12 protein-coding genes and 1 pseudogene are annotated in these 16730 nt (G+C 37.7%); 9 read left to right on the top strand and 4 right to left on the bottom strand.

The features are described from left to right. Positions 1-76 precede the first annotated feature (76 nt). From J2772_RS12630 to J2772_RS12620, 3 genes are all read right to left on the bottom strand, one after another. The gene (locus tag J2772_RS12630) at positions 77-3187 is read right to left on the bottom strand and encodes a non-ribosomal peptide synthetase (protein ID WP_209917149.1); all 3111 of its coding nucleotides are present in this window, start codon (positions 3185-3187) and stop codon (positions 77-79) included. Positions 3188-3759: 572 nt separating this feature from the next. Then, a complete protein-coding gene (locus J2772_RS12625) occupies positions 3760-5295 on the bottom strand; it encodes a YifB family Mg chelatase-like AAA ATPase (protein WP_209917147.1) in 1536 nt (511 codons plus the stop codon). A 119-nt stretch (positions 5296-5414) separates the two neighbouring features. After that, the gene (locus J2772_RS12620) at positions 5415-6374 is read right to left on the bottom strand and encodes a hypothetical protein (RefSeq protein WP_209917146.1); all 960 of its coding nucleotides are present in this window, start codon (positions 6372-6374) and stop codon (positions 5415-5417) included. Positions 6375-6526: 152 nt separating this feature from the next. Here J2772_RS12620 and J2772_RS12615 point away from each other — a divergent pair, with 152 nt between their 5' ends. The 9 genes and pseudogenes from J2772_RS12615 to J2772_RS12575 all read left to right on the top strand — a co-directional run bounded on the left by J2772_RS12615 (position 6527) and on the right by J2772_RS12575 (position 15597). Further along, entirely contained in the window at positions 6527-8131 is a 1605-nt protein-coding gene (locus J2772_RS12615; RefSeq protein ID WP_209917144.1) for a Na+/H+ antiporter, read from the top strand. Between the two features lie 154 nt (positions 8132-8285). Next, positions 8286-8959 (top strand): annotated as a pseudogene (ribB, locus tag J2772_RS12610) (3,4-dihydroxy-2-butanone-4-phosphate synthase). A 12-nt stretch (positions 8960-8971) separates the two neighbouring features. Then, positions 8972-9733, top strand: a complete 762-nt coding sequence (locus J2772_RS12605; RefSeq protein ID WP_209917142.1) for a siderophore-interacting protein — start codon at positions 8972-8974, stop codon at positions 9731-9733. 75 nt (positions 9734-9808) lie between these two features. Beyond that, positions 9809-10246, top strand: a complete 438-nt coding sequence (locus J2772_RS12600; protein WP_209917140.1) for a universal stress protein — start codon at positions 9809-9811, stop codon at positions 10244-10246. Positions 10247-10318: 72 nt separating this feature from the next. Beyond that, positions 10319-11656, top strand: a complete 1338-nt coding sequence (locus tag J2772_RS12595; RefSeq protein ID WP_209917138.1) for a TolC family protein — start codon at positions 10319-10321, stop codon at positions 11654-11656. A gap of 8 nt (positions 11657-11664) precedes the next feature. Then, the gene (locus tag J2772_RS12590) at positions 11665-12723 is read left to right on the top strand and encodes an HlyD family secretion protein (protein WP_245365215.1); all 1059 of its coding nucleotides are present in this window, start codon (positions 11665-11667) and stop codon (positions 12721-12723) included. A gap of 6 nt (positions 12724-12729) precedes the next feature. Beyond that, the gene (locus J2772_RS12585; RefSeq protein WP_317194505.1) at positions 12730-14283 is read left to right on the top strand and encodes an MDR family MFS transporter; all 1554 of its coding nucleotides are present in this window, start codon (positions 12730-12732) and stop codon (positions 14281-14283) included. A 44-nt stretch (positions 14284-14327) separates the two neighbouring features. Continuing rightward, entirely contained in the window at positions 14328-15011 is a 684-nt protein-coding gene (locus J2772_RS12580) for a siderophore-interacting protein (RefSeq protein ID WP_209917136.1), read from the top strand. Positions 15012-15021: 10 nt separating this feature from the next. Next, positions 15022-15597 (top strand): Crp/Fnr family transcriptional regulator, encoded by a 576-nt coding sequence (locus J2772_RS12575; RefSeq protein WP_209917134.1) that lies wholly within the window; start codon positions 15022-15024, stop codon positions 15595-15597. A gap of 156 nt (positions 15598-15753) precedes the next feature. Here the strand turns inward: J2772_RS12575 and J2772_RS12570 are convergent, their stop codons facing one another. Further along, positions 15754-16719 (bottom strand): T9SS type A sorting domain-containing protein, encoded by a 966-nt coding sequence (locus J2772_RS12570; RefSeq protein ID WP_209917133.1) that lies wholly within the window; start codon positions 16717-16719, stop codon positions 15754-15756. Positions 16720-16730: the final 11 nt, after the last annotated feature.

The raw sequence follows: 16730 nt of genomic DNA, 5'->3' as shown, positions 1-16730 counted from the left end.
CTTTTGTAATAGGAATTAAAAAACCAGACGAAAATTTAGTCTGGTTTCTTTATGTTTATGCCTATATTTCAAAAAGTTACAAATCTGAAATTCCGAGATATTGTAAATACACATCCAATATCTTTTTATCAAATACAGGTTCTTTAATACCTGATCCTTTCAAAAATTGAATTACATTGGAACAATCCCAGATATAAGTATTTTGATAAAGCTCCACTGTAGACAATCCTTCATGCATATTATCTCTGAAAAGGCTGGTTAGCGGATACAGTCGGTTTTTACTATCATCTTCCCATTGTTTTCTCCATTCTTTGTAAGGAAGACTTTTCAATGTAAATGGATAATATTTCTTCATTAGCCCGAAGAACTCCTCTAAAGTAAGATTCGTTTCCGGGCTGGCAATTAGGTTGAACTTCTTCCCTATCGCTTCTTTATTCCTTGTGATGTAAGCCATAGACCGGGTCATATAATCTACCGTAATTAAACCTTCTCTCAATTCGGTTAATGCCGGATAAGACTGGAATTCCACACAATTTTTAACTAACCCCGACCACCATTGATAAGGAGCACTTGCTCCTGTTTCACTATGGCACATCGCATATCCTAATCTGTAGGTAATGAGCGGCAACCCTTCTTTCGCAGCCAGATCTGCAACAGCTTCCATTACCCACTTGCTCCTTACATAGCCAATATCTTTGCTTACCGACATCAGATTCTGAGCAATATCATCAGATTCCAGCATAACTGTTTTTCCTGTGAATATATGCCCCCAGCTATATACAGATATTGTGGACAGCAGCGCCAGACACTTTGTTCTTTCCGCCCCAGCTAGTTTTATTATCTCCCTCAATCCTTCAACATTAGGTTCTTTCATATAAGAATAAGGTTCTATAAAATTTACTGAGCTTCCGGAGTGGTAAATCAAGTCTGTTTTTTGCGCCAGCATTTTAAATGTTTCCTCTGATAGGCCCAATAATGGCTGTGCAAGATCACCCATCACAGGAATGATTCTTGTCCTCTGTTCTTCTTTTTGAGGAATAACAAACTGCTTATAACAACGGTCAATTTTTTCTTTAGCATGAAAATCATCCTGAGCTCTTACCAGACAATAAATATCAGCCTCTGTTGTATCTAAAAGCTCCTGTAAAAGATGAATCCCTACAAACCCTGTAACTCCGGTTAAAAATATAGCTGATGGATTTTCCAATTGCTTAGGATCAAATCCCCCTGCAAATACAGTTCCCGGAGCGAGATACACATCCTGCTGAAGCTCTACATAAGGTTCCACATCTTCCACCGGAACTGCTTCTCTTGCTTCTCTAGATCTGGTAATCAAAACCTCTGATAGCTGTTGTAATACAGGATACTGATAGATATCCCTCAAATATACTTTCACATCAAGTCTTCTCTCCAATGCTACTGCTACAACAGCAACCAACAGGGAATTTCCGCCAATATCAAAGAAATTATCTGTAATATTGATGACAGGACGTTCCAGTTCTGATGACCAGATATCTACAATAGTCCGCTCTGTCTCATTGGTTGGCGGTTCAAAGGAAATCAAATCTTTAGCTTCTTTATCCGCAAGATCTTTTAAAGAAATGGCATCTGTTTTTCCATTAGCTGTAAGGGGAATTTTGTCTATAAAAATAATCTGGGCGGGGATCATATACCCCGGTAATTCTTCTTTCAACAGATTTCTGACAACAGCAATATCCTTTTCAGAACCTGGTTTAAGCACAATAAAGGCAATAAGATATTTATTATTGCCTACTGTATCTTTTGCAATAACGGTAACCTCCTGCACATTTTCCTGTTGGCTCAGGGTGCGTTCTATCTCTCCCAATTCCACTCGGAATCCGCGGATTTTTATCTGATTATCTATTCTGCCTAAAAATTCAATTTCTCCATCGGGAAGCCACTTGGCGAGATCTCCGGTACGGTACAGTTTTTCTTCATCTTTAAAAGGATTAGCAATAAATTTTTCAGTGCTAAGCGTTTCATTATTAAGGTAACCTTTAGCCAACAGTTCTCCGCCTATATATAATTCTCCAATAGCTCCTACTGGCAACAGTTCCCTGTTTTCACCTAAAATATAGGCTTGGGCATTCGCTATAGGCCTGCCTATAGATGATACATATTTGCCTTCTACATCTTTAACTTTCCTAAACGTAGCATATACTGTACATTCAGTAGGACCATAATAATCTATGAGTTCATAGCTTAATTCTGTAGTAAGTATCGGTTTTAGTTTTTCACCTGCTGTGAAAAGATATTTGAGTGATAAATCATTATGATTTCTGGTCTTATCTATAAAAGAAGGAACAAGGACTGTGGGTACAAAACCATGGGTAATATTATTTTTACGGAAGTATTCCACCAAAGCAGAGACATCCGTTCTTTCTTCATTCTCAGCAATAAAAAGTACAGCCCCGGAAGTAAGCCCGGACCATGTTTCCCACACAGAAATATCGAATGCCAGCCCGGCAACAAGACTTACCTTCGAAGTATGATCTACATGAAAGTAATGATTATGCCATGTTACCAAATGCTGAATGGCAAGATGGGCAACCATTACTCCTTTAGGTTTTCCTGTTGAGCCTGATGTATAAATTGTATACGCCAGTGCATTCTGATGTATTTTTTCAACATTCGGTTGCTGCGGAGAGAAAGAATCAAGATACTTCACCGCATTCAACTGAAATATTTCAGTTTTTTCATTTTTTGATAAGAGTGAACCTAGATGTTGGTTGGTAATCATTATTTGAGCAGCGGTATCTGAAAGAATATATTCTACCCTTTTTACCGGATATGCAGGATCTATCGGGACATAAGCGGCTCCCGTTTTTACAATTCCTAGAACAGCCACAACCCACTCCAGAGAGCGGTTAAGCCATATAGGAACAAACATATTTTCTTTTATTCCTTTATCTATTAATCGATTGGCAAGCTGATTACTTTTCTGATCCAATTCTTGATAAGTGAGTACCTGATCCCTGTATACAACTGCAATGTGATCAGGGTGAAGCTCAACCTGTTTTCTAAAAAGAGACACCAGTGTTTCTTCCTGTTTGTAATTCCATCCAGTTTTATTGAAGTCATTTAAAAGTTTTTCCCTGTCTTTGGAAGACAGCAATACAGACGCCCCCAATGATTGGGTTTCTAATGTTCGTGTTGAGTTTGACATTATAATGATATAATTTGGTTAAAAGTTTACTTTTTCTCATGACCCCTCTAACAAACACCATCCATAGATAACCAATTGTTAATGTAAATATTACCTTATTATTCAACTAAAAAACAAATAAGATAATAGAGTAAAAAAATAGGTAAAATGATGATTTCAACTTGTAATGACAACAGCCTTGTAAATGGCAATTGCAGAGAAAGTTCAGATGATCTGCTCAGTGAACAGAACTGTAAGTAAGGCTGAGCCTTACTTATTACCCTCAAAAGAATGTCTTATTCTTCTATATATGATTTTATAACAAAATCATTAATTAATAATTTAAAACCCATAACAAAATATGAATGATAATTCATCAATCAAATTTAACATAATAAATCATATAAAATGTTACATAATTATAAGATTATACCCCATTAAAAATTCAATAAATATAAAAACATACTGAATTATAATAAAATACATTCAAAAAACCGCAAATAAAGCAACAGAAATTCACAACAAAGTCTTGCTTTAAAAGAAAAAGCACACTAAACAGATTTTATAAAATTAATAATACAAATGAAATATCACTAAGCATTCCAAAACTCACGATCTAAACTCCTATACTGTATGGCTTCAGAAATATGATGGGAAAGAATTTTTTCGGATTCCTCAAGATCAGCAATGGTACGGGCAACTTTAAGAATCCTGTCATATGCTCTGGCAGAAAGGTTTAGTTTTTCCATAGCCAATTTAATAAGATTGAAAGAGGTTGCATCCAATTCACAGAAAGCTTCGATTTCCTTTGGTCCGATCTGGGCATTGCTGCTGATATTAAGATTTTTATAGCGTTCATTCTGAATCTCTCTTGCTGTCAAAACCCTCTCCCGGATGTCCTTACTTTTTTCTCCTTTTCTCTTTTCTGAAAGCTGTTCAAATTCTACTTTCTGAACTTCGATATGAATATCAATCCGGTCTAAAAGCGGCCCAGAAAGCTTATTCATATACCGCTGCATTTCATAAACCGAGGAGGTATTGTTGGGGTCATCCGGGAAAAAACCGCTCGGACTTGGATTCATCGAAGCAACCAGCATAAAACTTGCAGGATAGTTAACTGTAAATCTAGCTCTTGAAATTGTTACTTCCCGATCTTCCAAAGGCTGTCTCATCACCTCGAGCACCGTTCGTTTGAATTCCGGCATTTCATCCAGAAATAAAACGCCATTATGAGCCAATGAAATTTCTCCCGGCTGGGGATAACTTCCCCCACCAACAAGTGCAACGTCTGAAATTGTGTGATGCGGGGACCTGAAAGGACGAACGGTCATCAATGAAGCTTCTGTTCCTATTTTTCCTGCTACAGAATGTATTTTTGTAGTTTCCAGCGCCTCTTTCAAGGTTAATGGAGGTAAGATACTAGGAACCCTTTTTGCCAACATTGTTTTTCCACTTCCGGGAGGACCAATCAGAATGATATTGTGACCACCAGCAGCAGCTACTTCCATAGCTCTTTTTGCAGTTTCCTGCCCTTTAACTTCTGAGAAATCAAACGGGAAATCATTAATCCTTTCATGGAACTCTTTTTTAGTATCCAATATCACCTTCTCAATAGGTCTTCCTTCATTAAAAAAATCAATAACCTGTTTTATATTTTCCACTCCATACACATCAAGATCACTAACAATGGCTGCTTCTCTTGCATTTTGAATAGGAAGAATAATTCCTTTAAAACCTTCTTCACGGGCTTGAATTGCGATGGGTAAAACTCCTTTGATTGGCTGCAGGCTGCCGTCCAACGAAAGCTCCCCCATAATGATATAGTTTTGAATTTCTTCGGCCAGAATCTGATCTGATGCGGCTAAAATTCCAATAGCTATACTCAGATCATAGGCAGAACCTTCTTTTCTCAGATCTGCGGGAGCCATATTAATGGTGATTTTCTTTCCGGGGATTTTATATCCTACATTTTTCAATGCAGCAGAAATCCTGTAACTACTTTCTTTGATAGCATTATCAGGAAGTCCCACTAAATGATATCCTACTCCGCCGGTATCTACATTTACTTCAATAATTATTGTTTGGGCTGCAACGCCATGAATGGCGCTGCCATAAATTTTGATCAGCATGGTGTGTTTTTGAAGTAAATATAATTAATATACTATTTTAAAAATCTGATAGTTATACTGATAATTTCCTATAGAAAAAAAGATTTTGAAAATGATTTTAAGGTAAATGAAGGTAGATATTAGTTATTACAGTTTGCAATAAACAAAGGTTTCGGTAATTTTTTTACTGCAATCCATGGTTTTGAAGTTCCTGTAATCCTATCAAACTTCATCAGCACATCATTATAATGATAGTCTTTGCTTTTATAGTTAAGTTCTTTAGCTGATACAGCAGGATTTACATAAACATTCTTTAATTTATCATATTTATAATAATTCAGATCTATTTTACCATTCATATCATCATTCGTATTATAGGCATTGTTCACTAATTTATAATCTGCTGCAAAGGCCATATCAAAAGACTGGTTTATAAACTCTAACTCTTTTTCATTAGAAAACTCATCTTTTATTGTAGATTTTTTAAGGACATCTCCTGAACCGCTATTCACATCCGACAATCCTTTTTTGGTAATTTTAAAAACAAAATCATTGTGGTACAGGCTATCCTGCATATGTTGTACTATAAAATCATTATAATCCCCTGTTGGAAAACTATACATTACCCTTGGAATATCTGATACTTTCCAATTTTCTTCGTTCTGGTCTTCCAACAATGTAACAGAAGACCATTTTTCTTTAAAAACATGAACATTAGGATAATCCAGGCAATTGGCATCATCATTAAAAAGGGCCTGCATTTTATTCGGAAATTCACCAACAACAATATTACTGTTTCCAATACCGTCTCCTGAAAAATTAATCCGCATCCCTATTTTAATATCAGGATTTTTACGGGCATATACAAAGAATTTATCTTCCGGGTTTTTAGGTTTCAGATAGATAAGGTCTTTTTCAATATTCCATGTCCCTTTTATCAGCGTTGCATAAGCCATAATCAGAAACGTTTTATTTTTATTGATAATGAAAACGGCTCCCTTTCCTTTATAAACTCCGTCAATATTTTCTACATTCTTTTGAGCATGAACCAACATGGCACAGATTAGCATTAAAGAGAAAAGTATTTTATTCAATTTCATCATTAAATATTTTGATAAATATCGTGAAAATGTTGGGGAAAAATATAAAATTATCCTAATACCCAAAAGCCGCTCCTCTTGAATCGTTTTTTGACTCAGATCAAAGTTTTTCATTTTGCAGCACTCTAATTTTGCAGCATAATAAAAAATGCATGGCAGAACTTGAAAAAATCATCTGGATCTCTATTATTCTGATAATCATTATTTCGGTAAAAGAAAGGCTTAAACTAGCACTTCCCCTTTTACTTTTATCCGCAGGTCTTATTTTAAGTCTTACAAAGCTGGTTCCTTCTATAGACATGAGTCCGGAGATGATCTTTTATGTTGTTTTACCTCCTATTTTGTTTGATGCTGCCTGGAATACTTCTATTCCCGAATTTAAAAAAGAATTTTCCAAAATATCACTTCTTGCGGTAGGTTTGGTTTTCTTAACCACTACCATCATTGCATGTATTGCTCACAGTATTATTCCCGGTTTTTCGTGGCCACTGGCTTTTATTTTAGGAGCCATTATTTCACCACCGGACGCTGTAGCGGCAACCAGTATTACCAAAGGGCTTCCATTACCTAAAAAACTGGTTACCATCCTTGAAGGAGAAAGTTTATTGAATGATGCATCAGCCCTTATTGCCTATAAATGTGCATTAATTGCAATCATAAGTGGCTCTTTTTCTTTCTGGAATGCAGGATTTCAATTTGTAACCATCAGCTTAGGTGGCATTATCGTTGGTCTTGTGATAGGATATGTATTCCTGAAACTGCACAGATTTTTGAACGGAAACAGTAATGCAGAAACCTTTGTGATTATTTTATTACCATTTGCCACTTATAGCATGGCTGAGCGTCTGGAATGCTCCGGAGTACTGGCTGTTGTAGTCCTGGGAATGTTCCTTTCATGGAATTCCTTTTCTCTTTTTAGTGCTAACAGCAGAATACAGATGAGCCACTTTTGGGACGTTATCGTCTTTGTGCTGAATGGATTGGTATTCCTTATTCTTGGAATGCAGCTTCCCCAGATTATCGCGGATATTCCTCATTCCGAACTTCCTGTTTTAATTCTGTATGGTCTTCTTATTTTTGGAGTTCTGATCGTTATCAGGCTATTTGCCATCTTTACATTTCCTTTATTTTCAGGGGATAAAATCAAAAAAGAAACAAGTTTCTTTTCACAGGCCAAAAAGGAATATATCATCTTATCGTGGTCCGGAATGAGGGGCGTTGTATCATTAGCTGCCGCCCTTGCAATGCCTTTAGAGGATAATGATGGAGTTTTAATTGCCCAGAGAAGCACCATTCTCTTTATCACATTTGTGGTCATTATTTTTACTTTGCTCATCCAGGGTTTGACCTTGCCCAATCTGATAAAGCTTATCAAGCCTGCTGAAGAGGAAGAAAAAAATGAAAAAGAACTGAATATGCTTTTAATTGACCAGTCACTTTCCTTTTTAGAGCATAAGAAAGGAGATCGTTCAATCACTGAAGGAATTGTTTCCGGAATGATCGAAAAATTGAAAAAAGAAGAAACGGAGTTGTATCAAACCGGAAATTCTGAGCCTGTCGGCCGTATAGAATGGAGAAAAACTTATTTCAATGTGGAACTTCAGCTTATAGAATTCCAGCGGAAGGAGCTTATTAAAAATTATTACAAAGGTGAATATTCACTTGAAGTGATCCGCAAAAAAGAGTGGGAGTTAGACTTTTGGGCCACTACCGTTTATCATGAAATGGAAACACTGGAATATAAAAATAAGGATTGATCTTACTTTTTTAACCTAAGTCAAAGTTTTTCATTTCAGGCATGCCCAACTTTGCATCACCAATTTGAAATACAGACTAACAAACACAAATATCATACTACTAAAAGAAAACAGATAACCAATTGGTTATTATATACAATTTAAATATTTACTTATGGAAAATATGTTAAAAATATTTGGCGAAAATTCCAAAGAAAGAGTTGAAAACGCAATCCAGGAATTGCAGACAGGAAAAGGCGTTTTACTGATCGACAATGAAGACCGTGAAAATGAAGGCGATCTTATTTTCTCTGCAGAACACATGAATGAGGAAGATATGATTCAAATGATCCGATATTGCAGCGGAGTCGTTTGCCTATGTCTCACCCATGAAAAAGCTGATGAGCTACAGCTTCCCTATATGGTAACTGATAATTCGAGTCCATATCAAACCCCTTTTACAGTTTCAATAGATGCAAAAAAAGGAGCTACAACGGGTTTATCAGCAGCAGATCGAATTGCAGCAGTAAAAGCAGCTTTTGCTGAAAATGCCCAACCGGAGATCTGGTTCGTCCCGGACATATATTTCCCTTAAGGGCTCACAACGATGGTGTATTGGGCAGAAACGGACATACGGAAGGAAGTATAGATCTCATGCGCTTGGCTGGATTAAAACCTATGTCAGTTTTATGTGAACTGATGAATGATGATGGAACGATGTCCAGATTTCCACAGATTGTAGTTTTTGCATTAAAGCATGATTTGATGATTTTATCTATAGAAGATATCATACAATACAGAAAAACGAACACTTCATATAACTTATTAAAAGAAAATGTTCTACAATAAAATTTAGCCACAATGAATTCAACCGAAACAAAAAAAATCCGTTCAGTGTTTCATGTGAAACATAAAGAATATATTACCCCCCATTTTATCAGGGTTATTTTCAATATTAGTGATAATCAAGCAGAAATACTTTCTAATGTAAAATCAGGTTCAAATAACAAGATATTTATACCTACAGATGAGCCAGATACACAGGAAATCGTAAGAACCTATACCAACAGGAAAATTGATATTGAAAACAGGGAACTGAGCATTGATTTCGTAGCACATGGAGACAATGGCCCTGCATCAGCATGGGCATTACAAGTACAGGAGGGTGATTTTTTAGGCATAGGAATGAAAGAAAGCACAAGACCTTTAGTTCCTGACGCAGATTCTTATCTGCTGGTAGGTGATGCTACCGCCCTACCCGTCATCAGTGCAATTGCGGAACAACTTCCTGAAGGAGTGAATGCTAAAATAATTATGGAAACCTTCGGAAAAGAAGATGAAATACTCTGCTGCTCTGCTGCCAATGTAGATATTGAGTGGCTTTATAATCCGACACCGGAAAAAGGAAGCCGACTTGCAGAGAAAGCCAAAGAATTTAAATTCCTGGAAAATGAGCAGAGAAAATATGTATATGTAGCTGCAGAATATTCTACCGTAAAAGAACTGCGCGATTATTTCAGAACGGACCCTTCTCTGGACTCCCGTGCCTTGCATGCCGTATCTTATTGGAAAGCTGGTGAATCGGAAGACCAAGCCGGATTGCATAAAAAACAGTCATCATAAAGTTGTTTTTTAACCCAGATCAAAGTTTTTACTCCTCCGATAACGGAATTTTGCAACACGATTTAAATATAAACTATGAACATTCAATCTATTGTCATTGCCCTGGATGAAAGCATTTTTTCTCCACGAATTGCTTCCCGGGGCTTTGAACTCGCTGTCTTTTTTAATGCTACGGTGAAGCTGCTGCTTGTAAGAAACAACACAGCCATTATTAATGCCTCCTTGGCAAATACCTTTATAGAAAATGATGACTCAATGGAAAGGCAAATGGCTAAAATAAAACAGGTTACCGAAAAATATAGTTTGATAGAACATTCAACTACAATACTCAATGGGGATCCGCAGGAGCAGATCATTCAATTCATAACTAACAACAGTGCAGACCTATTAATTGTAGGCACCCATGGAAGGACCGGGTTAGACCACCTCATCAGTGGCAGTACCGCAGAATATATCATCCGCCACTCTACCACTCCGGTATTGGTTCTTCCGTACAACCACGAAACACACTAAATCTTATTCATCATAACTAACCTCTTAAAGCAAGCTCACCGCCTGCCTGGCGGAGCTATGTCTTAAAAACAAATGAAAACATTAATTAACCCACTTCTCTGGAAATCACTCCTGCTATGTCTTGGTACAGCACTGAGTATTCCCGGATATGCACAAACCCGTTTGCTGACCTTAAATCAAACGGTAGAAATGGCTCTTTCTAACAGCAATGCCCTGAAACTGAAAAGGGGTTCTGTAGACCTTGCCATCAATAAATACAACCAGGCAAAAGATCAAGCTCTTCCCATAGGAAGCGTCAGCGGAGCATTTTCTCATACTGAAAATGTCGCCAACCATATAAAACTGGGATCTCTTGACTGGGTACTTCCTAAAAGGGCCGAATCTTATGTAGGAAATGCTTCTCTTAATGAAACTATTTTCAATGGTTTTAAGCTGAAGTATGCAAGGCAGTCTACCCTACTCCTTTCTGAAATTGCGAAAACCAATGTGACTCTTACTGAGGATGAGGTAATCTACACTGCCGTTCAAATGTATTTTGATCTGTACAAAATCTCTCAAAGCCAAAAAATTGTACAGCAGAATCTCACAGCAGTAGATAATCTTATCCAGCAGGCGGAACAGTTTTACCGTCATGGCATTGTTACTAAAAATGATGTCTTGCGATTTAAACTTCAAAGATCCGGAATAGAGATTACAGCCTCTGATCTTGAGGCCAACCGCAAAATTGTATGCTATAATATGAATGTCCTTCTCGGGCTTCCGGACAGCCTTGACTTGCAGACAGATTCGGTGCTTTTAAAAGAAGAAACTCCTTTTTCATTGGAACAATATCTGGATATGGCTTTCTCTCAAAGAAAGGAACTGGAACAAAACACCCTTCAATCCAAGGTTCATGATTTTTCATTTAAAGCTCTGAAAGCAGATGAACTCCCCAAATTATCCGTGGGTGCAGGAATGGGTTACAACCATGCAGGGTCTACTTTCATTCCTTCCAATGGAACTTTTATCGCTCCGTTTTCTTTAGGGGCAACGGTTTCATGGGACTTTTCCACCTTATGGACGAATAAGAACAAACTATCTGAAATTCAGATCAATCAGAGGCAGACTTCAATAGAAAAGAACATCTGGGCAGATAAAATCCGAACTGAAGTAAATCAGGCTTATCAACTGTATATCAGATCCTTAAATAAAGTTAATCTTCTTCATTCCTCTATTGAAGAGGCTACTGAAAATGACCGTATGCAGGCAGACCGTTACAAAAACAATGTAACCACCGTCACAGACCGTATTGATGCAGATGCAAAACTTTATCAGGCGCTGACAGATTTAGAGATCGCTCGTGCCGACGCTTCTATGGCATGGTATAATCTTCTAAAGGTTTCAGGAAAAATTTCAACGATTACTCAATAATAACAACTATGAACACTAACAATACTATGGAAGCTACTCCCTCTAAACAAAAAAAATACATTGTTCCCATCATTCTTCTGATCGTGATTGTCGCCGGAAGTATTTTCGGAATTAAGCAATATTTTTACCACCAAAGCCATGAAGATACAGATGATGCACAGATAGACGGCGATCTAAGCGCCGTGGTAACCCGTGTAGGCGGTTATATTGATTCTATTGGATTTGAGGATAACCAACGTGTAAGCAAGGGACAGGTTCTGGTTAAACTAGAAGACCATGAATACCGACTGAAACTGGAACAGGCTATTGCGGCTCAAAAAACAGCAGGCTCAAAAATTGGCGTTTCTCAAACCCAAGTTTCAACCACTCATTCTGCATCATTGGGATTTAAAGCAAAAGTAGATGAAGCGAGAGCTAAATTATGGCAAGCTAATCAGGATTATGATCGTTATGAAGCATTGATTAAAAACGGATCTATTCCGCAACAAACTTTTGATAAGGCTAAAGCAGAACGTCAAATTGCAGAGGCAGCGCTACAATCTGCAGAAGAACAGTACAAAACAGCGATTGCTCAGATTGGAAACAGCCAATCAGAACTGGTTGTAACGAATACAGCAACAGGCCAGCAACAGGTAGATGTAGATTATGCTAAACTTCTTCTCTCCTACACAACGATTAAAGCTCCTGTTTCAGGAATTGTAACGAAACGCCGTGTACAAATGGGACAATTGCTTCAGGCCGGACAGACCTTATTTGCTGTTGTAGATGAAAACAATCTGTATGTAACCGCGAATTTCAAAGAAACTCAGATGCAGCACATCCGTGCGGGGCAAAAAGCTGAAATCATTGTTGATGCCTACCCAAATGAGCCTATACAAGGGATTGTACACAACTTTGCGGGTACTACAGGAGCAAAAATGTCTCTGTTACCACCTGATAATGCGACAGGTAACTTCGTGAAAGTTGTACAACGTATTCCTGTGAAAATAAAAATCAACGCTACACCGGAACTGCTTAAAAAAATTCGTCCGGGGATGAATGTGGAGGTAAGTGTATTAACTAAATAACTCAACATGATGGCTGAGAAAGGATTTAGAAAATGGGTGATCACGTTTACGATGGTATTGTCATGTATGCTTGAATTTTTGGATACCACCATTGTGAACGTTGCAATCCCTCATATTCAGGGAAATATGGGTGCGATATTAGAAGATGTAGCATGGGTTTCCACTGGTTATGCTGTTGCCAATGTGATTATTTTGCCGATGTCCGGATGGCTGGGAAACCGCTTTGGAAGAAAGAATTATTTCTTGTTTTCCATAATTGTTTTTACTATTGCTTCTATGCTTTGTGGTAACTCACATACATTGGTTGAGCTTGTTGCTTTCAGGATTCTGCAGGGATTGGCCGGAGGAGGTTTAATTTCTACTGCACAGGCTATTTTGCTGGAAACCTGGCCACCTGAAGAACGAGGTACAGCAACAGCGATTTTTGGTTTTGGTGCTGTAGTTGGGCCAACAGTGGCTCCTGCTCTGGGAGGTTATCTTACGGATCATTTCTCATGGCCGTGGGTATTTTATATCAATCTTCCTTTGGGAATTTTAGCGGCTATTCTTACCTATCAGTATGTAAGAGAGACGCCTAAAGAAAGTACAGGAAAACCCGTTGACTGGTGGGGAATTTTATTGCTAACCATTGCCGTGGGAAGTTTACAGACTGTGCTTGAAAAAGGAGAAGAAAAAGACTGGTTCGCCACCAATTATATCACTGTGCTTTGCGTTACTTCAGTCATCGGTATTTTATTATTTATCTGGCGGGAAACTACAACGGAACATCCTGTTGTGAATCTTAAATTATTCAGATACAGAAGTTTCTCTGCGGGAATGGTTACCTCATTCCTTTTTGGAATCGGCTTGTATGGATCGGTATTTATATTTCCGCAGTTCTGCCAGAGTTTACTGGGCTTTTCGGCACAACAGACAGGATTTCTACTGCTCCCGGGACAGATCTTTACCATTGCACTGATGCCAACGGTAGGAAAACTATTGAAAAAAGGAGTTCCACCACAGCTATTTGTGATTGCCGGATTCCTCTGCTTCTTTATTTTCCCGATGATTATGAGCAAGGCTACTCTCGCTTCAGGAAATACAGATTTCTACTTCCCGCTTTACTTTAGAGGAATCGGAATAGGACTTTTATTTGTCCCGTTAATTACTTTGGCTATTAAAGATTTGAAAGGTTCGGAAATCGGACAGGGAGCCGGATTATACAATATGATGCGTCAATTAGGTGGTTCTTTCGGAATTGCAGGGCTTGCCACATCTGTGCATATCGGAAAGGGGCAGCACAGAAATTATCTCTTGGAAAACATTAATGAGTACGGATCTGCTTATTGGGAAAGAACTCAGGATTATATTTCAGGCTTTATGGCTAAAGGTTTCTCTCATTCTGATGCTTCTGAAATGGCTTTACATGCCATAGATAAAGTTATCAACAAGCAGGCGATGCTGATGGGATTCACAGATGCTTACCAATATCTTGGAATTGCAATGCTTTGCTGTATTCCGTTTGTGCTGCTGCAAGGATTTAAAAAGAAAAAGGTAGAAATCCCGGCAGATGCCCATTAATATTTGATTTTAAAAACAATATATCACTCCAAAACGGCCACAAAATGAAATCAGAATTAACCAATATCAACAACGGCGAAATAATTTCGTTGAAAAAGCTCACCTCTACAGCATGGCATATTAAACTCAAAGTTCCTTTTTATATAGAGTTGGATATGGATAGAAATCCGGGATACATTATTCCTCTATTAACGGGAGATGAAGAACAGGGAAATACTCTGATCATCAGATCTACTTTATGGAATTATGATGTAGTACGAAATACCGTAGAAATGATTATTTATACACGGAAAAATAACGAGGAATGGCTGGAAAATCTATCCCCAAGAAAAATCATCCAGTACCTTGATCCGGAAGAAATCATTATGCAGGGCTTACATACTGAAAACTATTACCTTATCGGCAATACTGATGCACAGGCATTTTTCTATCAGTTCAACAGAAGCCTGCCTTTTACAAGTACGGTCAACAGCTTTATTTACAGCAAAAATACGGGAGAATTTTTCCCGGATATTGATGGAAGCTACCCGCTCAACTATCACATTATTTATCCTTTCAGCCCTGAGCGGGTACTTCATCTTTTTAGAAAAGAACTTATAAAAGAGAACGAGAACTTTACTATCCTGCTTTTCTGTGAACACGAAGTCAATCTGTTATTCTCACAATATTTCAAAAAGGAGTGGGAAGCTACTGAAAACCAGATCAGAATTGCAAATTACAATCATTAATATTTCTATTATGTATTCATTATTGGCTGAAAGAATTTCTCAGGTCACTTCAATTGATGAAGAAGGAATGGAAATCGTTTTGTCTTATTTTAAGTATTTTCAGATCAAGAAGGAAGAGATTCTTCTGAATGAAAAGGAACATTCTTCCAGAATCTATTTTGTAGTGAAAGGCTGCCTCAGAATTTATTTTCTGCAGGCGGATGGTACAGAGGCGACAAGATATATTGCTTTTGAAAATAATTTTGCCAGTAACCTTGTTGGGTTAATCACTGGCGAAGGTTCTGAAGAATATATTCAGGCTCTGGAAAGTTCCGAACTTCTTTATATCTACTTCAGGGATTTTCAAAGTCTTCTGAGCAGGGTTCCGGGTTGGGAAAAGTTTTACATCTATTATCTGGAAAACGCTTACGTGAATAATACCCGCCATCTGATGAGCTTTTTAACCATGGATGCCACCGAAAGATACAAACAGCTGCTGGAGCAGAACCCAGCTGTAGTACAAAGGTTATCTAACAGAATGGTCGCTAATTATCTGGGTATTTCACAGGAATCTTTAAGCAGACTGAAAGGAAGACTCTATAAATAAAAAATAACCAACTAACATCTTTAATTTTTTTTACCAGACTCATAATTGGGTCTGGTTTTGTGTATCAATATAAACTGGTACAAAATAAAATCGGCACAAAACAGATTGTGCCGATTTAACCACTATTAAAAACTAACGAAAAGATTATTTAATCCTTTATTTTTTTATCAATTTATTTCTATAGACCTCTCCTTTAATGCTTTTGGAAACGATGATATAATTTCCAGGGACCAAATGGCTTACATCAATGGCCTGTCTGTATTGATGGTTATCTTTCTTAAGAACCAATTTTCCGGACATATCCATAATGGCAACCTCTTTATATTCCTCTGATTCTTTTCCGATATAAAGGAATTGTGCTGTAGGATTTGGATATATATTTAATTTATTTTCTTTAGGCTTTGCTACTTCTCCTGTTCCTAATTCCTGACAGAAGTCCCAATTATCATATTCTAATTTTACGAAAGCAAAGGGGTCTAACATTTGACACTGATTAGGACAATATTCTGTACATGCATAGAAACCATATTCTCCAGCTTCAGAAGTGGTATAGGTATCTCCCGTCACATTGGGAATCACACAAGGATCTCCCGTAAATGGTGCCGTAGTTGTCGGAACACATTTAAACCATGTATGAGGGCCGTATACTACAGGAAATACATTATCAAATTTCACAGGAGCCTCATTGCATACATGCACTATTCCACCGTCTACAATCTCATAAGTTCCCGGAACAAAAGTGGACATCATTGCAGGAAGACCATACACATATCCATCTGCCATCACTGCCGGACTTTCTGCCGTACAATCTCCCTGTGTAACTGCTACCTTAAAATAATACAGCTGGTCACCTCCATTGATGGTTAACTGCTGTGAGGTAGCTCCAGGAATTGCCTCCCATGGATTGTTATTAGGAGTCTGCCAAGTCCATTCCTGCTTGTACCATTGATAAGAAGCAAACGCTTGTGTAGTGGAAAGTATCTCATCTTCATTCTCACAGAACAAGATCTTATCCGCAAACACAGCACCTAATCTGGGACTGGTTATTACAGGATCACATTGCGCCTTTATAATCAGAAGGTTAAACAATAAAAATGTTAAAAAAATCAGTTTTGTTTTCATATATTGACATT

Source organism: Chryseobacterium jejuense (genome assembly GCF_017877355.1).
GTDB classification, from domain to species: Bacteria; Bacteroidota; Bacteroidia; order Flavobacteriales; family Weeksellaceae; genus Chryseobacterium; species Chryseobacterium jejuense_A.
The sequence above is the reverse complement of the archived record's forward strand: the minus strand, read 5'-3'. Positions and strand labels throughout refer to the sequence as shown.